The following is a 20,584-nucleotide window of genomic DNA, read 5'->3' on the forward strand; positions in this document are numbered from 1 at the left end:
CGCGCGACGACGCGGGGCGGAGGCTTCGGGCACGGTCCCGCTCTGGTGCCTGCACGTCAGCCTGCCATCACGGAAGCGGTCCGGTGAACCAACCCCCCAGATACGCGGACATCTGTCGCTCAACGGGGTGAACTCTGCGACGCGAGACCGTATTTGGCGGGGTTTTTCCCACCCTTCAGCAGGGCCGAACGGCGGTGACGACCCTTACCGCCCGTTCGATGTCCGCCTCCGACAGATCCGCGCGGGCGGTCAGCCGGAGCCGGGAGACCCCGTCCGGGACGGACGGCGGGCGGAAGCAGCCGACCGACAGCCCCTCCGCCCGGCAGTCGGCGGCCCAGCGCACGGCCGCGTCGGGGGACGGCGCCCGTACCGAGACCACGGCCGCGTCCGGGCGTACGGCCGCCAGGCCCTCGGCGGTCAGCCGGGCGTGCAGTTCGGCGGCGACCGCGCGGACGCGCGCCGGGCGCTCGGGTTCGCGCCGGAGCAGGCGCAGCGCGGCGAGCGCGGCCCCCGCGGCGGCGGGGGCGAGCCCGGTGTCGAAGATGAACGTCCGCGCGGTGTTGACCAGATGGCCGATCACCCGCGCCGGGCCCAGCACCACCCCGCCCTGGCTGCCCAGCGACTTGGACAGCGTGGCCGTGGCCACCACGTCGCCCGCGCCCGCGAGCCCGGCCGCGTGGACCGCGCCCCGGCCGCCCTCCCCCAGCACACCGAGGCCGTGGGCGTCGTCCACGACCAGTCCGGCCCGGTGTTCCCGGCAGGCGCCGGCCAGCCGAGCGAGGGGCGCCGCGTCGCCGTCGACGGAGAACACCGTGTCCGACAGGGCGATGGCCTCCCCCTGATGGGCCGCCAGTGCCTTGGCCACGGCCTCCGGATCGGCGTGCCCGACGACCTGGGTGGTGCCGCGCGCCAGACGGCAGCCGTCGATCAGGGAGGCGTGGTTGCCCGCGTCGGAGACGATCAGCGAGCCGTGCGGGCCGAGCGCGGTGACGGCGGCGAGGTTGGCCGCGTAGCCGGAGGACAGTACGAGGGCCGCCTCGAAGCCGCAGAAGTCGGCGAGTTCGGTCTCCAGGCGGGCGTGCAGCTCGGTGGTGCCGGTGACCAGCCGGGAGCCGGTGGCGCCGCCGCCCCAGGTCCGGGCGGCCCCGGCCGCGCCCTCCACGACCTCCGGGTGGCGGGCCAGGCCCAGGTAGTCGTTGCTCGCCAGGTCCAGCAGGGGCGAGTCGGCGGGCCGGGGGCGCAGGGTCCTGAGGAGTCCGGCGCGGCGGCGCGCCTCGGCCTGCTCGTCGATCCAGCCGAACGCCATGGCTCCTCCGGGGGCTTGCTCTGCCGGACGCTTGTGCGGACAACAGATTTGTAGACAACAGACAGACACTAGCGGCGCGGAGAGCCGCCCATGGTGTGGCAATACCCACACGGTGAACCTCGGTCGTTGTGCGAAGTCTCCTTGGCCGCGAGCGGTCGGGTAGGACAGGATCAGGCCCCATGGACCTGCTGAACACGCTGGTGGACAAGGGACTGCGGCGCGAGACGCCGACGCGCGAGGAAGCGCTCGCCGTGCTCGCCACCTCCGACGACGACCTGCTCGATGTGGTGGCCGCGGCCGGCAAGGTGCGGCGGCACTGGTTCGGCCGCAGGGTGAAGCTCAACTATCTGGTGAACCTCAAGTCGGGCCTGTGCCCGGAGGACTGCTCCTACTGCTCGCAGCGGCTGGGCTCCACGGCGGGCATCCTCAAGTACACCTGGCTCAAGCCCGACCAGGCGTCCGAGGCGGCCGCCGCCGGGCTGGCCGGGGGCGCCAAGCGGGTGTGCCTGGTGGCGTCCGGGCGCGGGCCCACCGACCGGGACGTGGACCGGGTCTCCGACACGATCAAGGCCATCAAGGACCGACACGAGGACGTCGAGGTGTGCGCCTGCCTCGGCCTGCTCTCCGACGGCCAGGCGGAGCGGCTGCGCGCGGCGGGCGCCGACGCCTACAACCACAACCTCAACACCTCCGAGGCGACCTACGGCGACATCACCACCACCCACACGTACGCCGACCGGGTGGACACGGTGCACAAGGCGCACGCGGCCGGTCTCTCCGCCTGCTCGGGGCTGATCGCGGGCATGGGTGAGCGCGACGAGGACCTGGTGGACGTGGTGTTCGCGCTGCGCGAGCTGGACCCGGACTCCGTTCCGGTGAACTTCCTGATCCCGTTCGAGGGCACCCCGCTGGCCAAGGAGTGGAACCTCACCCCGCAGCGCTGCGTGCGCATCCTGGCGATGGTCCGCTTCGTCTGCCCGGACGTGGAGGTGCGGATCGCGGGCGGCCGTGAGGTGCATCTGCGCTCGCTCCAGCCGCTCGCGCTGCACCTGGCCAACTCGATCTTCCTCGGGGACTACCTGACCAGCGAGGGCCAGGCGGGCAAGGCCGACCTGGAGATGATCGCGGACGCCGGGTTCGAGGTGGAGGGCGCGGACGAGGTGACGCTGCCGGAGCACCGTGCGGCGGCCGGCCCGGGCGGGTGCGGGTCGCACGCGGCGGCGGGCGGGTGCGGGTCGGAGGGGGAACCGGCCGGCGGCGGTGTGTGCGGTACGGCCGAGGCTTCCGCGCCTGCCTCTGCCGAGCCGCGCACCGATCTGGTCGCCGTGCGCCGCCGGGGTGCCGGGACGGACCTCGCGCCCAATGCCTGACCCGGGTACGGCCGAGCTGCTGGAGCTGGACCGGCGGCATGTGTGGCATCCGTACGGTCCGATGCCGGGCCGGAGCGAACCGCTCGTCGTGGAGTCGGCGAGCGGGGTCCGGCTGCGGCTGGCGGACGGCGCGGAGCTGGTGGACGGGATGTCGTCCTGGTGGTCGGCGATCCACGGGTACCGGCACCCGGTGCTCGACGAGGCCGCGCGCGAGCAGTTGGGGCGGATGAGCCATGTGATGTTCGGCGGGCTCACGCACGAGCCCGCCGTACGGCTGGCGAAGCTCCTTGTCGACATGTCGCCCGAGGGTCTTGAGCACGTCTTCCTCGCGGACTCCGGGTCGGTGTCCGTCGAGGTGGCCGTCAAGATGTGCCTCCAGTACTGGCGTTCGCTCGGCCGTCCCGGCAAGCGGCGCCTGCTGACCTGGCGCGGCGGCTACCACGGCGACACCTGGCACCCCATGTCGGTCTGCGACCCGGAGGGCGGCATGCACGGGCTGTGGTCCGGCGCGCTGCCCCGCCAGGTCTTCGTGGACGCGCCGCCAGCCGCCTACGAGGAGGCGTACGCGGAGCATCTGCGGTCCATGATCGAGCGGCACGCGGACGAACTGGCCGCGGTGATCGTGGAGCCGGTGGTGCAGGGCGCGGGCGGGATGCGGTTCCACTCCCCCGCGTATCTGCGGGTGCTCCGGGAGGCGTGCGACGCGCACGACGTGCTGCTGGTGTTCGACGAGATCGCCACCGGCTTCGGGCGCACCGGCGCGCTGTTCGCGGCGGAGCACGCCGCCGTCTCGCCCGATGTGATGTGCGTGGGCAAGGCGCTGACCGGCGGTTACCTCACGCTGGCGGCGACCTTGTGCACCGCGCGGGTGGCCGACGGGATCTCGCGCGGCGAGGTGCCGGTGCTCGCGCACGGGCCGACCTTCATGGGCAACCCGCTGGCCGCGCACGTGGCGTGTGCCTCCCTCGGACTGCTGCTCGGGCAGGACTGGCGGGGCGAGGTCAAGCGGATCGAGGCCGGCCTGCGGGAGGGTCTCGCCGGGGCCTCGGAGCTGCCCGGCGTGCGGGACGTGCGCGTGCTGGGCGCCATCGGGGTGGTCCAGCTCGATCACGAGGTGGACATGGCGGCCGCGACGCGGGCCGCCGTGCGGGAGGGCGTGTGGCTGCGCCCCTTCCGTGATCTGGTCTACACGATGCCGCCGTACGTCACGGACGACGCGGACGTGGCACGGATCGCGCGCGCGGTGTGCGGCGCGGCGCGGGAGGGATGACATGCCGGTACTGGTGATCACGGGCACGGGCACGGAGATCGGCAAGACGATGGTGACGGCCGCCGTGGCGGCCTCCGCCCTCGCGGCCGGCCGCTCGGTGGCCGTCCTGAAGCCCGCGCAGACGGGCGTACGTCCGAACGAGCGCGGTGACGCCGACGAGGTGGGCCGTCTGGCGGGCCCGGTCACGGCCCGCGAACTGGCGCGCTATCCCGACCCGTTGGCCCCGGCGACGGCCGCCCGCCGCTCCGGCCTGCCGCCGGTGCATCCCCAGGACGTGGCGGAAGCGGCCGCGAAGCTCGCCACCGACCACGACCTCGTGCTGGTGGAGGGCGCGGGCGGTCTCCTGGTCCGCTTCGACCCGGCGGGCGGCACCCTGGCCGACGCGGCGGCCCTCCTGAACGCCCCGGTCCTCCTGGTCGCCCCGGCCGGCCTGGGCACCCTGAACGCGACGGAACTGACGGCCCGCGAACTGAAGCGCCGCGCACTGGAGTTGACCGGCGTGGTGATCGGCTCCTGGCCCCCCTCCCCCGACCTCGCCACCCGCTGCAACGTCACCGACCTCCCCGAGGTCGCCGGAGCCCCCCTCCTCGGCGCCCTCCCCCAGGGCACCGGCACCCTGCCCCCCGCGGACTTCCGCACCCAGGCCCCGTCCTGGCTGTCCCCCCGCCTGTGGGGGACGTGGGACGCGGACGGGTTCCGGGCGCGGGAAGGGGTGGGGTAGGCGTGTGAACCAGTCGCCCGACCGGCCCCAGGGTGTTTCAGACGTAGATCAAGGTCGTGCGGTGGGTTCCACGGCGAACCGGTCGGACCAGTCGTTCAGATGATGTTGAAGCCTCGGGCGGCGTCATAGATGTCGGCGTCCACGACGTAGATGACTCGTGTGGTCACGACGAAATGGACCATGGCTCCGTCCAGCCAGCTGGAACGAGTGAGGTCGTCGTTCGAGAAGGCGCGGTGGGTGGAAGCGCCGTAGGGGTCGTCGGTGACCCGATCGACGAGGCGCTTCAGGGTCCGGCGATCATCGGGCGGGAGGTAGTCGCGGAGCCGGGCCGCCCGCTCGGTGAACTCAACACGGCGCTTCATGATGGCCGGAGTGTAGGTCGACGTGCACGATGCGGTCATCGGATTTTCGAAGGAGAGTGTTGAGAGTGGGGACTCGGAGTAGATGATCGACGCGTAGATCGTGCGACGCAGCCGCGACTTCTGGGCCGCCGAGGAATAGGCGTACAGGAAAGGCCACTGCGGTCCGTCGAAGCCGCTGGGCAGCCAGCCCACCTGTCGGGCCAGGCCATTGCCGATACCGAAGACCCCGGCCGCCATGCCCACGGTGTTCAGCGTCTGTCCGGGCGAGAGGATGAGGTCCGTCGAGACGGGCACGGCCCGACTGCTCGCGGAGTTCACGGATGACGAGACCGTCGATGTCACGGCTGGGGTGGTACCGGTACTGCTCGCACACAGCGTTGATCCACGCGACCAGTTCCTTGCGTCCCTCACCCGCGATGAAGGCGTCGAGGCTGCGCGGTCCGGCATTACAGGCCGGAGGGTGGCCGCCCGCTCCTTCGCCGGCAGCCGGGGCGTGCTGGATGAGCCGTATGAATCGTGGGCCGGAGGGACTGAGGAAGAGCGGAAGCGTGGCTCCCGAGAGAGCGAACGCCGCCCCATGGTTGCACCCGGCACGAATAATCCACTTCGCGATCTCGAACCCCCCGCCGTCGGCATGACGCCTGGCGGCTGTCAGCGTGCCCACGGGGTTCCAATAGGCGACCTGACGAGGATTGGCCGTCCGTGACTGGACCGCCGCCGCAGTCACGGAACCTGCGGTCCCGCAACCACTCGTCGCGCGTGATCACACGGATGAAGCCCTGATCGACGCAGCGGATGGACTCCTTGGGAGTGATCCGGCTGAACTGCCTGATCAGGACACTGGACGGCGCCCACAGGTTGAGCGGCTGACTCAGGGCCACGAGATGGCGAAGATCCCGACATCCGCCCTCTCCGTAATCGCTGATGTGGCAGAACGCGGGAAATATGGCGCCCGGGGGCTCAGTCACGCTGCATCCGTGGCTCCACCGATTGCCGAACATCGTTTCAGGTGTGGTTCGGGTCACACTAGGCTCGGGCGTGGCCGAGGAGTCGGGATGTCGAGGCGTTGGGGAGTGCATCTTGTTCACATCTGCTGCTCAGGACGCGCCGGGTGCGGTGCCGGGCCGGGGGACGGTGGCGCGGGCCCGGGGGCTGACCAAGGCGTACGGGACCGGGGAGACGGCCGTGGTCGCGCTGGACTCGGTGGACGTGGACATCGCGCGCGGGCGGTTCACCGCCGTGATGGGACCCTCCGGGTCGGGCAAGTCGACGCTGATGCACTGCCTGGCCGGGCTGGACACGGTCTCGGCCGGGCAGGTGTGGCTCGGGGACACCGAGATCACGGGGCTGAAGGACGGCGAGCTGACCAGGCTGCGCCGGGACCGGATCGGGTTCGTCTTCCAGTCGTTCAATCTGATCCCCACCCTGACGGCGGCGGAGAACATCACCCTGCCGATGGACATCGCGGGCCGTAAGCCCGAGCCCGGCTGGGTGGACCAGGTGATCGACAGTCTGGGGCTGCGGGACCGGCTCGGGCACCGTCCGGCCCAGTTGTCCGGCGGCCAGCAGCAGCGCGTGGCGTGTGCGCGGGCGCTGGCCTCGCGGCCGGAGCTGATCTTCGCGGACGAGCCCACCGGCAACCTGGACTCCCGCTCGGGTCTGGAGGTGCTGGGCTTCCTGCGCAGCGCGGTGGACGACCTCGGGCAGAGCGTGGTCATGGTGACGCACGATCCCGGCGCGGCCGCCCACTCCGACCTGGTGCTCTTCCTGGGCGACGGCCGGATCGTGGACCGGATGGAGCGGCCCACGGCGGACACCGTACTGGAGCGGATGAAGGCGTTCGACGTGGTGCGGGGCCGGCTCGGGGACGACGCCGTGGCGCGGGAGGACTGAACCCCCGTGCTCAAGGCGACCCTGAGAAGTTTTCTCGCGCACAAGGGGCGGCTGGCGCTCTCCGCGCTGGCCGTCGTGCTGTCCGTGGCCTTCGTCTCGGGAAGCCTGATCTTCTCCGACACGGTGACCCGTACCTTCGACCGGCTGTTCGCCTCCACGGCGGCGGACGTGACGGTCGGCCCGAAGCAGGACCTGCGCTCTCCGGTGCCGGGCGGCGCCACGCAGACGGTGCCCGCCGACCTCGCGGGCCGGGTGGCGAAGGCCCCCGGTGTCGCGTCGGCGCACGCGGACGTGTCGGTGCAGAACGTCACGGTGATCGACAGCCGGAACCGGTCCGTCGGCCCGACCACCGGCGCCCCGACGATCGCCACCTCCTGGTATCTGACCGACCGCAGCCCGGTGGAGCTGACCTCGGGTCACGCCCCGCGCGGCGCGGAACAGGCGCTGCTGGACGCGGACACCGCGAGCAAGAAGCACGTGGGCATCGGCGACACCCTGATCGTGCAGGCCCAGCCGGGCACCTTCCGGGTACGGGTCGTCGGCATCGCCACCTTCCGCACCACGAACCCCGGCGCCGCCCTGGTCTTCCTGGACCAGGCCACCGCCGGCGAGCAGCTGCTGGGCTCGGCGAAGAAGGCCACCGCCATCTCGGTGGAGGCCGCGCCGGGCGTCACCGACCCGGAGCTGAAGACCCGGGTCGCCGACGCGATCGGCAGCGGCGGCTACGAGCTGCGGACCGCCGCCGAACAGGCCAAGTCGGCGGCGGCGAACCTCGGCGGCTTCCTCGACGTGATCAAGTACGTGATGCTGGGCTTCGCCGGGATCGCGGTGCTCGTCGGCATCTTCCTGATCGTCAACACCTTCGCCATGCTGATCGCCCAGCGCACCCGTGAACTCGGCCTGCTGCGAGCGCTGGGCGCGGACCGCCGCCAGGTCAGGCGCTCGGTGCTGCTGGAGGCGCTGCTGCTCGGCGTGGTCGGCTCCACGCTGGGCCTCGCGGCCGGGATCGGGATGGCGTACGGGCTGATCCGGCTGATGAGCCTGTTCGGGATGAACCTGAAGGCCACCGAGATGGTGATCGGCTGGGGCACCCCGGTCGCGGCGTACGTGGTCGGGGTGGGCGTCACCTTCGTCGCCGCGTACCTCCCGGCGCGGCGGGCCGCGACGGTGTCGCCGATGGCGGCGCTGTCGGACGCGGAGATCGCCGGGGTGGACAAGCCGCTGACGGGGCGGGCCATCGCGGGCGGGGTCATGGGCGTGGCCGGGGCGGCGGCGCTGGCCGGCTGCGTGGCGGCGACGAAGGCGGCGCCGGCGGCCGCGCTGCTGGGGCTCGGCGTGGTGCTGACGCTGATCGCGATGGTGATCGCCGGGCCACTGCTGGTGCGGCCGGTGATCCGGGTGCTGGGCGGCGCGTTCCCGGCCCTGTTCGGTTCGGTGGGCCGGATGAGCCAGCGCAACGCGCTGCGCAACCCGCGCCGTACGGGGGCCACGGCGGCGGCGCTGATGGTGGGCCTCGCGCTGGTCGGCGGGATGTCGGTGGCGAGCGCCTCGATGTCGGCCTCGTTCGACCGGCAGATCGACCGCACCCTGGGGGCGGACTTCATCGTGCAGAGCGCCAACTTCACCCCGTTCAGCGCCGATGTACGGCGCACGGTGGAGGGCACACGGGGTGTCGGGCTCGTCGTACCGCAGCGGATCACCCCGCTCGCGGTGCGGATGCCGGACGGCAGGCGGGTGCGGACGGCCGCCTCCGCCTACGGCCCGGGGCTGGACGACGTCGTGCACCTCACCTACGCGAGCGGCGGCACCTCGGCCGCGCTGGCGGACGGCAGACTGGCGATGGACGCCAAGTTCGCGCAAGGGCACGGGGCGCGGATGGGCAGCACCCTCCCCGTCGAGTTCCCCGGCGGCAAGGTGGCCCGGCTGACCGTCGGCGCGCTCACCAACCTGGAGTCGCCGGAGGGCTTCGGCACGCAGGGCGGCATCTTCCTGGGCCTCGGCACGGAGGAGAAGTACGTACCCGGCGGCCAGGACTCGGTGCTCTACGTCAACGCCGCGCCCGGCACCGACGCGGCGCGACTGCGGGCCGGACTCACGAAGTCGCTCAAGGCGTACCCGCAGCTCCAGGTCCGCGACCAGGCCGACTACAAGAAGCTGGTGCACGACCAGATCTCGGTGCTGCTGTACCTGGTGTACGCGCTGCTGGGGCTGGCGATCGTGATCGCGGTGCTCGGGGTGGTCAACACCCTGGCGCTGTCGGTGGTGGAGCGCACCCGGGAGATCGGGCTGCTGCGGGCGATCGGGCTGAGCCGGCGGCAGCTGCGCCGGATGATCCGGCTGGAGTCGGTGGTGATCGCGGTGTTCGGCGCGGTTCTCGGGCTGGCGCTGGGGCTGGTGTGGGGCGTGTGCGGTCAGCAGGTGCTGGCGCTGCGCGGGATGAAGGATCTACAGGTGCCCTGGGGCACCATCGTCGCCGTGATGATCGGGTCGGCGGTGGTGGGCGTGGTCGCGGCGCTGCTTCCCGCGCTGCGGGCCTCGCGGATGAACGTCCTGGCGGCCATCGCCCACGAGTGAGGGCCCGGTCGGGTGGCGCGTTTCCCCGTGGCACGGCACGGTATAGATGGTCCGTACCGTGTGAACTGCAAGGGGGCGCGTCCCGGCGCGGACTTCGGGCTCGCTCGCGGGCCCGCGCGTCTTCAAGGCCCGACCCGGCCTGCCACTCAGGTACCGCGTCCCCCAGCCGGAAAAGGGATGCGCCATGACGACCAACACCAGCGAAGGACAGGTCGGCTTCGCCGATCTCGACCTGGCCCCCGAGATCCAGCGGGCGCTGACCGCGCTCGGCTACGAGGAGCCCACCCCGATCCAGCAGGAGGCCATTCCGCCGCTGCTGGCGGGCAACGACCTGCTGGGGCAGGCGGCCACCGGTACGGGCAAGACCGCCGCGTTCGCGCTGCCGGTGATCCAGCGCATCGCCGCCGAGGGCAAGGGCAAGGGGCCCCGGGCGCTGGTGCTGGTGCCGACCCGCGAACTGGCCATCCAGGTCTCGGAGGCCGTGCACCGCTACGGCACCGACCTCGGCGTCCGCGTGCTGCCGGTCTACGGCGGCCAGCCCATCGGGCGCCAGCTGCGCGAACTGCAGCGCGGGGTGGACGTGGTGGTGGCGACGCCGGGCCGGGCGCTGGACCACATCGCGCGCGGCACGCTGCCCCTGGACGGCCTGCGCACGGTCGTGCTGGACGAGGCCGACGAGATGCTCGACATGGGCTTCGCCGAGGACATCGACTCGATCCTGGAGAACGTGCCCTCGGATCGGCAGACGGTGCTGTTCTCGGCGACGATGCCCTCGCGGATCGACTCCATGGCGCGCAAGCACCTGAGCGACCCGGTGCGGGTGCGGATCGAGCGGGAGGCCCCGGCGCCCGGTGAGGCGCCGCGCATCCGGGAGTCGGCGTACATCGTGGGGCGGGCGCAGAAGGCGGCGGCGCTGGGGCGGCTGCTGGACGTGGAGTCGCCGGAGGCGGCGATCGTGTTCTGCCGCACCCGTGACCAGGTCGACCAGCTCTCCGAGACCCTGAACGGCCGCGGCTACCGCGCCGAGGCGCTGCACGGCGGGCTGAGCCAGGAGCAGCGGGACCGGGTGATGGGCCGGCTGCGCGGCGGCACGGCGGACCTGCTGGTCGCTACCGATGTCGCGGCGCGCGGCATCGACGTCGAGCACCTCACGCATGTGATCAATTACGACGTGCCCTCGGCGCCGGAGTCGTACGTGCACCGCATCGGCCGGGTCGGGCGCGCGGGCCGGGAGGGTGTGGCGATCACGCTCGCGGAGCCCCGCGAGTCCCGGATGCTCAAGGCGATCGAGCGGGCGACCGGCCGGAAGGTGCCGCTGGAGAAGGTGCCGTCGGTCGCGGACCTGCGGGCCAGGCGGCTGGAGCTGACGCGGGCCGCGCTGCACGAGAGCCTGCTGGAGGACGAGGACCTGGAGCGGTTCCGGGTGGTGGTGGAGACCCTCGGGGACGAGTTCGACGTGATGGACGTGGCGCTGGCGGCGGTGAAGCTGGCCCACGAGTCGGGCGGCGCGGCCTTCGACGAGGAGGAGATCCCCGAGCTGGCGCCCAGGGACCGCGACCGCGGCGACCGGGGCCGGGGCGGTGACCGCGACCGGGGCCAGCGCGGCCGGCCGCGCGGCCGCACCTCGCCCGGCATGACCCGCCTCTTCGTCGGCGCCGGACGCAGCGCGGGCGTACGGCCGCAGGACCTCGTAGGCGCCATCGCCGGCGAGACCCGGCTCAGCGGCCGCGACATCGGCGCCATCGAGATCGCCGACCGCTTCTCCCTGGTCGAGGTCCCCGAGGAGGCGGCGGACGACGTGGTCCGCGCGATGCGCGGCGCCAACGTCAAGGGCCGCCGCGCCCAGGTACGCCGAGAGCGCGACCAGTCCCGCTGACGGGGGGAGTCCGGCCGGGTCTCACCTGCCGGACAGTCCATGGCCGGGTGGCCGGGCGTTCTGCTTGGCTCCCATCATGAGTGATCCGGGCATCCGTCACGCCGTTCCCGCCGACATCGACGCCGTGCTGGCATTCTGGGCCGAGGCCGCCGAGGGGACGAGCATCAGCGACGACCACGCCGGGGTGGCCCGGCTTATCGAGCGCGACCCGGAGGCCCTGCTCCTGGCGGAGCTGGACGGGATGCTGGTCGGCACGGTCATCGCGGGCTTCGACGGCTGGCGGTGCTCGGCCTACCGGCTCGCGGTGCACCCGGGCCACCGGCGGCGAGGGATCTCGCGGGCGCTGCTGGCGGCTGCCGAGGCCCGGTTCGCGGCGCTGGGCGGGCGCCGGGTGGACGCGATGGTGCTGGTGCGCAACGAGAGCGCGCACCATGCCTGGAACGCGGCGGGATACGGGCCGGAGGAGAAGTGGCGTCGCTGGGTCAAGCCGCTGGACGGATGATCCCTTGGGGGACGCTTTGCTGATCCTTTACCATTGGGGTGGCACCTCGGCACTCGATGAAAGGTTGTGAGCGTCCACCCATGGGCGAGCCTCCCGGTCCGCGTCACCGACATCGCGCGGTCCTCCCCGTCCTGACCGATCCTGGGACGGAGGTGACCCGATGACCGAAGTGCTCCTCCTGTTGGTGGCGATCCTGCTCTCGCTCGCCTGTGGCGCCTTCGTGGCGGCCGAGTTCTCGCTGACCACGGTCGAGCGCGGCGAACTCGAACGGGCCGCCGCACGCGGTGAGACCGGCGCCCCGGGCGCGCTGAAGGCCGTACGCAACCTCACCTTCCAGCTCTCCGGCGCGCAGCTCGGCATCACCGTGACCAACCTGGTCGTCGGCATGCTGGCCGAGCCGTCCATCGCGGCGCTGCTCTCCGGGCCGTTCCGGGCGATGGGCCTGTCCGACGCGACGGCCCGCTCGGCCGCGCTGGTGCTGGGCACCGCCCTGTCGACGGTGTTCCTGATGGTCGTCGGCGAACTGGTGCCGAAGAACTGGGCGATCTCCTCGCCGCTGGCCGTGGCCAAGCGGGTGGGCACCCCGCAGCGCTGGTTCAGCCTGGCCTTCCGCCCCTTCATCACCCACCTCAACAACACCGCCAACCGGGTCGTGCGCCGTTTCGGCCTGGAGCCCGCCGAGGAGCTGGCGTCCGCGCGCGGCCCGCAGGAGCTGGTGGCGCTCGCCCGGCACTCCGCGAAGGCGGGCGCGCTGGAGCCGGACACCGCCGAGCTGTTCGTGCGGACGCTGAACCTGGCGGACCTGACGGCGGAGAACGTGATGACCCCGCGCGTCCAGGTCGTCGCCCTCGACACCCTCGCCACCTGCGAGGACGTGGCGAACGCGACACGGGCCACCGGCCTGTCCCGCTTCCCGGTCTACCGGGGCAGCCTGGACGCGGTCGTCGGCGTCGCCCATATCAAGGACGTACTGGCGCTGCCCGCCGAGGACCGCCCGGTCCGCTCGGTCACCCAGATCATGCGCGACCCTCTGCTGGTCCCGGAGTCCCTGACCGTGGACCGCCTGCTGGACCGGCTGTCCGGCCGGCGCACCATGGCCGTCGTCATAGACGAGTACGGCGGCACGGCGGGCGTGGCCACGCTGGAGGACATCGTCGAGGAGGTCGTCGGCGAGGTCCGCGACGAGCACGACCCGCACGAGACCCCCGACCTGGCCCCGGCCGGCACCGACGACCAGGGCCGCGCCCTGTACTCGGCGGACGGCGCGGCCCGCACCGACCAGCTGGCACGGGTGGGCCTGAGGGTGCCCGACGGCCCGTACGAGACGCTGGCCGGGCTGGTCGCCACCGAGCTGGGCCGCATCCCCGAGGTCGGCGACAGCGTGGACGCCGACGGCTGGCGTCTGGACGTGGTGGACGCCTCCGGGCACCGGGCCGCGCGGGTGCTGCTGCACGCGCCGGCCGGGGGGACGCACGGCAGGCACGCCGACGAGTCGACGGAGAGGGCCCGATGACCGCCGTACAGATCCTGATCGGTCTGGCGACCCTGGTCGTCAACGCCTTCTTCGTGGGAGCGGAGTTCGCGCTGATCTCGGTGCGCCGCTCGCAGGTGGAGCCGCTGGCCATGGAGGGCGACAAGCGGGCCCGGCGGGTGCTGTGGGGGCTGGAGCACGTGTCGGCGCTGCTGGCGGCCGCGCAGCTCGGCATCACGCTGTGCACACTGGTCCTCGGTGTGGTCGCGGAACCGGCCATCGCGCATCTGCTGGAGCCGGTGTTCCACGCGATGGGCGTGCCCTCGGGCGCCGGGCACGCGGTGTCGTTCGTGATCGCGCTGTCCCTGGCCACGTATCTGCACATGCTGCTGGGCGAGATGGTGCCGAAGAACATCGCGCTGGCCGAGCCGGTGCGCACCGCGCTGCTGCTCGGGCCGCCGCTGGTGGCGCTGGCCCGTGCGCTGCGCCCGGCGATCTTCACCATCAACGCCTTCGCCAACGGCCTGCTGAAGCTGCTGCGGGTGGAGGCCAAGGACGAGGTGTCCGCGACCTTCACCGACACCGAGCTGGCCGAGATCGTCAAGGACGCCACCGAGGCGGGCCTGATCGACGACCGGGCGCAGGAGCGCCTGCACGACGCGCTGGAGCTGGGCAGCCGCCCGGTCCGGGACGTGGTGGTGCCGCTGGAGCGGGTGGTCTACACGAGCGTCGGGGTCACCCCGGAGCAGCTGGAGCGGCTGTCGGCGGAGTCCGGGTTCTCCCGGTTCCCGGTGGTGGACGTGGGGCGCCGGATCGTGGGCTATCTGCATGTGAAGGACGCGCTGGACGCCTCCCCGCGCGATGTGCCGTTCCGGCTGCGCGACATGCGGCCGATCGCACGGGTGCGGGAGTCCTCCCCGCTGGACGACGTGCTCACCGCGATGCGCGGCAGCCGTACGCATGTGGCGGCGGTGATCGGCGCGGACGGCAAGCTGGCCGGTCTTGTGACGATGGAGGACGTGCTGCGGGAGCTGTTCGGGCAGCCCGCCTGAGGAGTGCGCGGGGCGGGAACGGGGTGACCGACCGGTGGGTATGGCGCCGGGTTACCATCTCTGTCGCCATGCAGACGAATTCCACACCTCCCGCGTACACCAGCCTCGTCGCCGTGGGCGACTCCTTCACCGAGGGCATGTCGGACCTGCTGCCCGACGGCTCCTACCGGGGCTGGGCGGACCTGCTCGCGGCCCGGATGGCCGCCCGCACGCCCGGCTTCCGGTACGCCAACCTGGCGGTGCGCGGCAAGCTGATCCAGCAGATCGTGGACGAGCAGGTCCCGCTCGCGGCCGCGATGCGCCCCGACGTGATCACGCTGGTCGGCGGGCTCAACGACACCCTGCGCCCCAAGTGCGACATGGTCCGGGTGCGGGACCTGCTGACCGAGGCCGTGGAAGGGCTGGCGCCGCACTGCGAGCGGCTGGTGCTGATGCGCAGCCCCGGCCGCCAGGGCCCGGTGCTGGACCGGTTCCGGCCGCGCATGGAGGAGCTGTTCGCCTGCGTGGACGAGCTGGCCGCCAAGCACGACGCGGTCGTGGTCGACCTGTACGGCGCGCCCTCGCTGGGCGACCCGCGCCTGTGGGACGTGGACCGGCTGCACCTCACCCACGAGGGACACCGCAGGGTGGCGGAGGCGGTCTGGCAGGAGCTGGGCCACGACGCGGAGGACGCCGAGTGGCGCACCCCCATGGCGGCCACCCCGCCGCCCGGCTGGGGAGCGCGCCGGGTCGCCGACGTCCGCTTCACCCGGCAGTACCTGCTCCCCTGGATAGCCCGCCGCCTCACCGGCCGCTCCTCCGGCGACGGCCTCCCGGCCAAGCGCCCGGACCTCCTGCCGTACGAACTGACGCAGGAGGACCGGGCGTAGCACCGGTCACCCCACCGGTGAGTCGGCACCCTCCAGGGGGACGCCCAGCCGGCCGGCGACGGATGTGAGGGCCGGGCCCAGCGGGAGGGCGACCCGGGCGCGGGCGTGGACGTCGCCCCGGGTGGGGGCCAGGTTGACGACGAGCACCGGCTTCCCGGCCTCGGCCGCCTGGCGTACGAAGCGGAGGCCGGACATGACCGTCAGCGAGGAGCCCAGTACCAGCAGGGTGGCCGCCTCGCGGACCAGGGCGCGGCAGTGCGCGACCCGGGCGGGCGGGACGGACTCGCCGAAGAAGACCACGTCCGGCTTGAGAATGCCGCCGCAGACCGTGCAGGGCACCACTCGGAAGTCGCCGACCTGGTCGTCGGTGAGGTCGGCGTCGCCGTCCGGGTTGATGCCGGCGGCCACCGGGTCGAACCCCGGGTTCGCCTCCTCCAGGCGCGCGGCGAGGTCGCGGCGGGCGGAGAGGTCGCCGCAGGAGAGGCAGACGACGCGGTCGAGGCTGCCGTGGAGTTCCACCACGTCCTCGCTGCCGGCCGCCTGGTGCAGCCCGTCGACGTTCTGGGTGATCACGCCGGAGAGCAGGCCGTGCCGCCCGAACGCGGCGACCGCCCGGTGCCCGGCGTTGGGGCGGGCCCGGCCGAAGGTGCGCCAGCCCAGGTGGCTGCGGGCCCAGTACCGGCGCCGGGCCTGCGCCCCGCCGGTGAAGTCCTGGTAGGTCATCGGGGTGTGCCGGCTCAGGCTGCCGCCCTCGCCCCGGTAGTCGGGGATGCCGGACTCGGTGGAGATGCCCGCCCCGCTGAGGACGAGCACCCCGCCCGCGCCCAGCGCCTCGGCGACCGGCTCCGGGTCGGTGATGCCCGGCGGCAGATCTCCGCTCGGGGTCCAGCTCAACGTAGGACGCATGCGCATACTGCAAGAGTAGGGAACGCGCCTTCGATGCCCCGGCCGCGTGCCTTGTAGCTTCCTCCGAGTCACCCCACGGCGCTGGCCTGCACGAATCGCCAGTACACTCCGTACACGTGACTTCAGCGCCCGCCAAGCCCCGCATCCCCAACGTCCTCGCCGGACGGTACGCCTCCGCCGAGCTCGCCACGCTCTGGTCGCCCGAGCAGAAGGTGAGGCTGGAGCGGCAGCTCTGGCTCGCCGTGCTGCGCGCCCAGAAGGACCTGGGCATCGAGGTGCCGGACGAGGCGATCGCCGACTACGAGCGCGTCCTCGACACCGTGGACCTGGCCTCCATCGCCGAGCGCGAGAAGGTCACCCGGCACGACGTGAAGGCGCGGATCGAGGAGTTCAACGACCTCGCCGGGCATGAGCACGTCCACAAGGGCATGACCTCGCGCGACCTCACCGAGAACGTCGAGCAGCTCCAGATCCGGCTCTCCCTGGAGCTGGTCCGCGACCGCACGGTGGCCGTGCTGGCCCGCCTGGGCCGGCTGTCCGGCGAGTACGCCGAGCTGGTCATGGCCGGACGCTCGCACAACGTAGCCGCGCAGGCCACCACCCTGGGCAAGCGCTTCGCCACCGCCGCCGACGAGCTGCTGGTGGCCTACGGCCGGGTCGACGAGCTGCTGGGCCGCTATCCGCTGCGCGGCATCAAGGGCCCGGTCGGCACCGCGCAGGACATGCTGGACCTGCTGGGCGGGGACGCGGCCAAGCTGGCCGAGCTGGAGCAGCGCATCGCCCACCACCTGGGCTTCGGCCAGGCGTTCACCTCGGTCGGCCAGGTCTACCCCCGCTCGCTGGACTACGAGGTCGTCACCGCGCTGGTGCAGCTGGCGGCGGCGCCGTCCTCGCTGGCCAAGACGGTCCGGCTGATGGCCGGGCACGAGCTGGTCACCGAGGGCTTCAAGCCGGGCCAGGTCGGCTCGTCCGCGATGCCGCACAAGATGAACACCCGCTCCTGCGAGCGCGTCAACGGCCTGATGGTGATCCTGCGCGGCTACGCCTCGATGACCGGCGAGCTGGCTGGCGACCAGTGGAACGAGGGCGACGTGTCCTGCTCGGTGGTGCGCCGGGTCGCGCTGCCGGACGCGTTCTTCGCGCTGGACGGCCTGCTGGAGACGTTCCTGACCGTGCTGGACGAGTTCGGCGCCTTCCCGGCCGTCGTCGCCCGCGAGCTGGACCGCTACCTGCCGTTCCTCGCCACCACCAAGGTGCTGATGGGCGCGGTGCGCGCGGGCGTGGGCCGCGAGGTCGCGCACGAGGCGATCAAGGAGAACGCGGTGGCGACCGCGCTCGCCATGCGGGAGCAGGGTGCCGAGCGCAACGACCTGCTGGACAAGCTCGCCGCCGACGACCGCCTGCCGCTGGACCGGGAGCAGCTGGCCGCGCTGATGGCCGACAAGCTGTCCTTCACCGGCGCGGCCGCCGACCAGGTCGGCGTGGTCGTGGGCCGGATCGAGGAGATCGCCAAGCAGCGCCCGGAGGCGGCCGGTTACACCCCCGGAGCGATCCTCTGACCTCCCTCAGCCAGGCGGAACTGGAGGCCGCCCGCGACCGCCTCGTCCCCGACGTGCTCGCGGACGGCCTCCATGTCCTGTTCTGCGGCATCAACCCGGGCCTGATGTCGGCGGCCACCGGCCACCACTTCGCCCGCCCCGGCAACCGCTTCTGGCCGGTGCTGCACCGCTCCGGCTTCACCCCACGCCAACTGAAACCCGCCGAGGAACGCGAGCTGCTCTCCTACGGCCTCGGCATCACCAACGTGGTGTCCAGGGCATCGGCCCGCGCCGATGAGCTGTCGCCCGAGGAGTACGTCGAGGGCGGCCGGGTGCTCGCCGCCAAGGTGGAGCGCTACGCCCCCCGCTGGCTGGCCGTGGTCGGCGTGACCGCGTACCGGGCCGCCTTCGGTGACCGCAAGGCCCAAGTCGGCCCCCAGGAGCGCACGTTCGGCGACACCCGGGTCTGGGCCCTCCCCAACCCGAGCGGCCTGAACGCCCACTGGACGGTGACGAGCATGGCGGAGGAGTACGCGCGGCTGCGCGAGGCGGCGGCCGACTAGGTCGTGTCCGGAAAGTGGCGCCGTCTGCCCGGAGGGCAGGGCTCGCGGCGTCTGGTGCGTGCGCTCGCAAGGCGTCTGGTGCGTGCGCTCGCAAGGCGGAGGGTCGTCCTCGTACTGGGCGTACGAGGACGATCCCGGCAACGCCGCTGGGGGTCCCCCCTGCTCGCAGAGCTTGGGGGAACGTGCCAGGCGTCGCGAGCCAGGCGGGACTTTCCGGACACGGCCTAGGGCGGGGCCGTACGGGTGACCGTGGCCAGGAGGCGTATCGCGTCGGCCTCGTCGCGGTCGGCCACGCCGACGGCGAGCCACACGTCCTCCGCCTGCCACACGTCGAGTTCGTCGGTGCGGAGGCAGAGGGTGGCCCAGGGCTCGGGTATCTCCTCGCCTCGGGCGAGGCGGAGGCGGAGGGTGAGCTGGGCCCAGGGGGGTGACTCGCCCCAGCGGGTGCCGAGGTGCTGGGCCATCGCGTCGCGCAGGGCGTGGAGGTCGTCCGTGGACGGCCTCGGCCCGTGGCCGGGGTCCAGTTCCACGGTGTGGTGAGCGGCCCCGCCCGGCGGGAGGTCCCGCGCGCGGAGCCGGTCGATGGCGGCGAGGTGCCGTGCGACGACGTCCATGTGTTCCAGTAAAGCGCCCGGCACTGACAATTGGCGGCGCGTCAGGCGTCCCGCCGCCGCACGCACCAGGCGCCCGCGCCCAGCGCCGCCGCCGCCCACAGCGCGCTCACCGCGAGCCCGGCCCAGGGGCCGAGCGGGCCCTCGGAGGCGCTGTGCAGGGCGAGTTGGCCCGCCCGGTCGGGCAGGTAGTCGGCGGCGCCCGAGTCGAGGTCTCCGACGACGAAGGACACGGTCAGCAGGAACGGGATCAGCAGCCCGAGCGTGCCGACCCCGCTGCGCAGCACGGCCGCGAGTCCGGCGGCCAGCAGCGCCATCAGCGTCAGGTACAGCGCGCAGCCGGCCACCCCGCGCAGCCCCTCCGCCCAGGTGAGCCCCGCCGGCCCTCTGCCCACCGCCAGCGTCACCAGCCCGGTCGGCAGCGCCACCGCGAGCACCGGCAGCGCGACGGCGACGCTCTTCGCGGCGAACCACCGCGTCCGGTCCGGCACCGAGGCGAGCGTCAGCCGCAGCGCACCGCCCCGGTACTCGCCGGACACCGCCAGCGCGCCGAAGACCACGGCGGCGACCTGGCCGAGGCTGACGCCGAAGAACACCGAGAACAGCGGGTCGGAACGGTCGGCCTGGGCCGCGGTGACCGCCGAGAAGGCCACGGTGACGGCGAACACCGCCGCCAGCGCGCCGAGCAGCGACCGCAGCGTCCGGATCTTGATCCACTCGGCGTGCAGTACGGGAACGAACGACATGGTCAGACCTCCTGTGGCTGTGCGGTGAACTCGGCCTCGCCGGCCGTCAGATCGAGGTACGCCTCCTCCAGGCTCGCGTCCTGGAGCGCGAGTTCGAGCACCGGCAGCCCCTCTTCGGCCAGCAGCCGCCCGGCTTCCTCCACGCGCGCGTGCCGCACGGTCCAGGTGCCGTCCGCCGCGCGGTCCCCCTCGTACCCGTGCCGGGTGAGGAGTGCCCCGAGCGCGTCGGCGTCGGTGCTGCGGACCCGGACCCGGGGGCGCACGCGGGCGTCGATGAAGTCCCGTACCGGGGTGTCGGCGAGGAGGCGGCCCCGGCCGAGGACGACGAGGTGGTCCGCGAAGGCGCCCGTCTCCCCCATCAGATGGCTGGAGACCAGGACCGTACGGCCTTCCGCCGCGAGCCCGCGCAGCAGGGTGCGGACCCAGACGATGCCCTCGGGGTCGAGCCCGTTGGCGGGTTCGTCGAGCAGGATCACCTCGGGGTCGCCGAGCAGGGCCGCGGCGATGCCGAGCCGCTGGCGCATGCCGAGGGAGAAGGTCCGCACCCGGCGCCGGGCCACGGGGGCGAGGCCGGTCCGCTCCAGCACCTCGCCGACGCGGGTGACGGGAAGGCGGTTGCTCACCGCGAGGGCCAGCAGATGGTCGTGGGCGGTGCGGGAGCCGTGGGCGGCACGGGCGTCCAGGAGGGCGCCCACCCGGCGCAGCGGATCGCGGAGCGCGGCGTAGGGGCGGCCGTCGAGGGTGGCGGTGCCGGAGGTGGGGCGGTCCAGGCCGAGGACGAGGCGCATGGTGGTGGACTTGCCCGCGCCGTTGGGGCCGAGGAAGCCGGTCACCCGGCCGGGGCGGACGGTGAGGGTCAGGCGGTCGACGGCGCGTCTGCCGCCGTACTCCTTGGTGAGGTCGCGGAGTTCGATGCTGGTCATGGCACGAGCCTCGCCGGGCGGGCGGGCGCGC

Annotated in this window: 18 protein-coding genes; 12 read left to right on the forward strand and 6 right to left on the reverse strand. The window is 73.1% G+C overall.

Annotated features, from left to right (window positions below):
- Window positions 1-175: 175 nt before the first annotated feature.
- Entirely contained in the window at window positions 176-1,306 is a 1,131-nt protein-coding gene (locus tag D0Z67_RS03270) for an 8-amino-7-oxononanoate synthase (RefSeq protein ID WP_031181902.1), read from the reverse strand.
- Between the two features lie 179 nt (window positions 1,307-1,485).
- On the opposite strand from D0Z67_RS03270, the gene bioB reads away from it, so the two are divergent.
- Genes bioB through bioD form a run of 3 tightly spaced genes read left to right on the forward strand, consistent with a single transcriptional unit; the run spans window position 1,486 to window position 4,667 of the window.
- Window positions 1,486-2,676: a biotin synthase BioB gene (gene bioB, locus D0Z67_RS03275; RefSeq protein WP_031181903.1), complete on the forward strand. Its 1,191-nt coding sequence runs from the start codon at window positions 1,486-1,488 to the stop codon at window positions 2,674-2,676.
- Window positions 2,669-3,946 (forward strand): adenosylmethionine--8-amino-7-oxononanoate transaminase, encoded by a 1,278-nt coding sequence (locus tag D0Z67_RS03280; protein WP_031181904.1) that lies wholly within the window; start codon window positions 2,669-2,671, stop codon window positions 3,944-3,946. The genes bioB and D0Z67_RS03280 overlap by 8 nt, the downstream gene beginning before the upstream one ends.
- 1 nt (window position 3,947) lies before the next feature.
- Window positions 3,948-4,667, forward strand: coding sequence for a dethiobiotin synthase (bioD, locus tag D0Z67_RS03285; protein ID WP_031181905.1), 720 nt, complete (start codon window positions 3,948-3,950; stop codon window positions 4,665-4,667).
- 95 nt (window positions 4,668-4,762) lie between these two features.
- Here the strand turns inward: bioD and D0Z67_RS30085 are convergent, their stop codons facing one another.
- Window positions 4,763-5,323 carry a hypothetical protein gene (locus D0Z67_RS30085; protein ID WP_234312808.1) on the reverse strand — a complete coding sequence of 187 codons (561 nt, stop codon included), beginning with the start codon at window positions 5,321-5,323 and terminating at the stop codon, window positions 4,763-4,765.
- Window positions 5,324-6,109: 786 nt separating this feature from the next.
- Here D0Z67_RS30085 and D0Z67_RS03295 point away from each other — a divergent pair.
- The 7 genes from D0Z67_RS03295 (at window position 6,110) to D0Z67_RS03325 (ending at window position 15,266) form a co-directional block, all read left to right on the forward strand.
- Window positions 6,110-6,922: an ABC transporter ATP-binding protein gene (locus tag D0Z67_RS03295; protein ID WP_031181907.1), complete on the forward strand. Its 813-nt coding sequence runs from the start codon at window positions 6,110-6,112 to the stop codon at window positions 6,920-6,922.
- Between the two features lie 6 nt (window positions 6,923-6,928).
- Window positions 6,929-9,496, forward strand: a complete 2,568-nt coding sequence (locus tag D0Z67_RS03300; RefSeq protein WP_031181908.1) for an ABC transporter permease — start codon at window positions 6,929-6,931, stop codon at window positions 9,494-9,496.
- A 184-nt stretch (window positions 9,497-9,680) separates the two neighbouring features.
- Window positions 9,681-11,372 carry a DEAD/DEAH box helicase gene (locus D0Z67_RS03305; protein WP_031181909.1) on the forward strand — a complete coding sequence of 564 codons (1,692 nt, stop codon included), beginning with the start codon at window positions 9,681-9,683 and terminating at the stop codon, window positions 11,370-11,372.
- A 76-nt stretch (window positions 11,373-11,448) separates the two neighbouring features.
- Complete coding sequence (locus tag D0Z67_RS03310) at window positions 11,449-11,874, forward strand: GNAT family N-acetyltransferase (RefSeq protein WP_031181910.1); 426 nt, start codon at window positions 11,449-11,451, stop codon at window positions 11,872-11,874.
- A gap of 160 nt (window positions 11,875-12,034) precedes the next feature.
- Window positions 12,035-13,387 carry a hemolysin family protein gene (locus D0Z67_RS03315; protein ID WP_031181911.1) on the forward strand — a complete coding sequence of 451 codons (1,353 nt, stop codon included), beginning with the start codon at window positions 12,035-12,037 and terminating at the stop codon, window positions 13,385-13,387.
- Window positions 13,384-14,397, forward strand: coding sequence for a hemolysin family protein (locus D0Z67_RS03320; RefSeq protein WP_031181912.1), 1,014 nt, complete (start codon window positions 13,384-13,386; stop codon window positions 14,395-14,397). Before D0Z67_RS03315 ends, D0Z67_RS03320 begins: the two co-directional genes overlap by 4 nt.
- Window positions 14,398-14,465: 68 nt before the next feature.
- A complete protein-coding gene (locus D0Z67_RS03325; protein ID WP_031181913.1) occupies window positions 14,466-15,266 on the forward strand; it encodes an SGNH/GDSL hydrolase family protein in 801 nt (266 codons plus the stop codon).
- Between the two features lie 6 nt (window positions 15,267-15,272).
- Here D0Z67_RS03325 and D0Z67_RS03330 read toward each other — a convergent pair whose 3' ends face one another.
- Window positions 15,273-16,178, reverse strand: coding sequence for an NAD-dependent protein deacetylase (locus D0Z67_RS03330; RefSeq protein WP_031181914.1), 906 nt, complete (start codon window positions 16,176-16,178; stop codon window positions 15,273-15,275).
- A 110-nt stretch (window positions 16,179-16,288) separates the two neighbouring features.
- On the opposite strand from D0Z67_RS03330, the gene purB reads away from it, so the two are divergent.
- Together purB and mug are read left to right on the forward strand one after the other, a co-directional pair.
- Entirely contained in the window at window positions 16,289-17,731 is a 1,443-nt protein-coding gene (purB, locus tag D0Z67_RS03335) for an adenylosuccinate lyase (RefSeq protein ID WP_031181915.1), read from the forward strand.
- Window positions 17,732-17,784: 53 nt separating this feature from the next.
- A complete protein-coding gene (mug, locus tag D0Z67_RS03340) occupies window positions 17,785-18,273 on the forward strand; it encodes a G/U mismatch-specific DNA glycosylase (RefSeq protein ID WP_031181916.1) in 489 nt (162 codons plus the stop codon).
- Between the two features lie 224 nt (window positions 18,274-18,497).
- Here the strand turns inward: mug and D0Z67_RS03345 are convergent, their stop codons facing one another.
- Genes D0Z67_RS03345 through D0Z67_RS03355 form a run of 3 tightly spaced genes read right to left on the reverse strand, consistent with a single transcriptional unit; the run spans window position 18,498 to window position 20,553 of the window.
- Window positions 18,498-18,887 carry a hypothetical protein gene (locus D0Z67_RS03345; protein ID WP_031181917.1) on the reverse strand — a complete coding sequence of 130 codons (390 nt, stop codon included), beginning with the start codon at window positions 18,885-18,887 and terminating at the stop codon, window positions 18,498-18,500.
- A gap of 41 nt (window positions 18,888-18,928) precedes the next feature.
- On the reverse strand, window positions 18,929-19,630 hold the full coding sequence (locus tag D0Z67_RS03350; protein ID WP_031181918.1) for an ABC transporter permease: 702 nt from the start codon (window positions 19,628-19,630) through the stop codon (window positions 18,929-18,931).
- Window positions 19,631-19,632: 2 nt separating this feature from the next.
- Window positions 19,633-20,553 carry an ATP-binding cassette domain-containing protein gene (locus D0Z67_RS03355; protein WP_031181919.1) on the reverse strand — a complete coding sequence of 307 codons (921 nt, stop codon included), beginning with the start codon at window positions 20,551-20,553 and terminating at the stop codon, window positions 19,633-19,635.
- Window positions 20,554-20,584: the final 31 nt, after the last annotated feature.

The sequence above is a fragment of the Streptomyces seoulensis genome, assembly GCF_004328625.1.
Classification (GTDB): Bacteria; Actinomycetota; Actinomycetes; order Streptomycetales; family Streptomycetaceae; genus Streptomyces; species Streptomyces seoulensis.

Coding starts and splice junctions, on each gene's coding strand:
- D0Z67_RS03305 (WP_031181909.1), top strand. CDS start 9,681: ATGACGACCAACACCAGCGAAGGACAGGTCGGCTTCGCCGATCTCGAC.
- D0Z67_RS03325 (WP_031181913.1), top strand. CDS start 14,466: ATGCAGACGAATTCCACACCTCCCGCGTACACCAGCCTCGTCGCCGTG.
- D0Z67_RS03345 (WP_031181917.1), bottom strand. CDS start 18,887: ATGGACGTCGTCGCACGGCACCTCGCCGCCATCGACCGGCTCCGCGCG.
- bioB (WP_031181903.1), top strand. CDS start 1,486: ATGGACCTGCTGAACACGCTGGTGGACAAGGGACTGCGGCGCGAGACG.
- D0Z67_RS03320 (WP_031181912.1), top strand. CDS start 13,384: ATGACCGCCGTACAGATCCTGATCGGTCTGGCGACCCTGGTCGTCAAC.
- D0Z67_RS03310 (WP_031181910.1), top strand. CDS start 11,449: ATGAGTGATCCGGGCATCCGTCACGCCGTTCCCGCCGACATCGACGCC.
- D0Z67_RS03355 (WP_031181919.1), bottom strand. CDS start 20,553: ATGACCAGCATCGAACTCCGCGACCTCACCAAGGAGTACGGCGGCAGA.
- D0Z67_RS03280 (WP_031181904.1), top strand. CDS start 2,669: ATGCCTGACCCGGGTACGGCCGAGCTGCTGGAGCTGGACCGGCGGCAT.
- D0Z67_RS03330 (WP_031181914.1), bottom strand. CDS start 16,178: ATGCGCATGCGTCCTACGTTGAGCTGGACCCCGAGCGGAGATCTGCCG.
- bioD (WP_031181905.1), top strand. CDS start 3,948: ATGCCGGTACTGGTGATCACGGGCACGGGCACGGAGATCGGCAAGACG.
- D0Z67_RS03315 (WP_031181911.1), top strand. CDS start 12,035: ATGACCGAAGTGCTCCTCCTGTTGGTGGCGATCCTGCTCTCGCTCGCC.
- D0Z67_RS03270 (WP_031181902.1), bottom strand. CDS start 1,306: ATGGCGTTCGGCTGGATCGACGAGCAGGCCGAGGCGCGCCGCCGCGCC.
- D0Z67_RS03350 (WP_031181918.1), bottom strand. CDS start 19,630: ATGTCGTTCGTTCCCGTACTGCACGCCGAGTGGATCAAGATCCGGACG.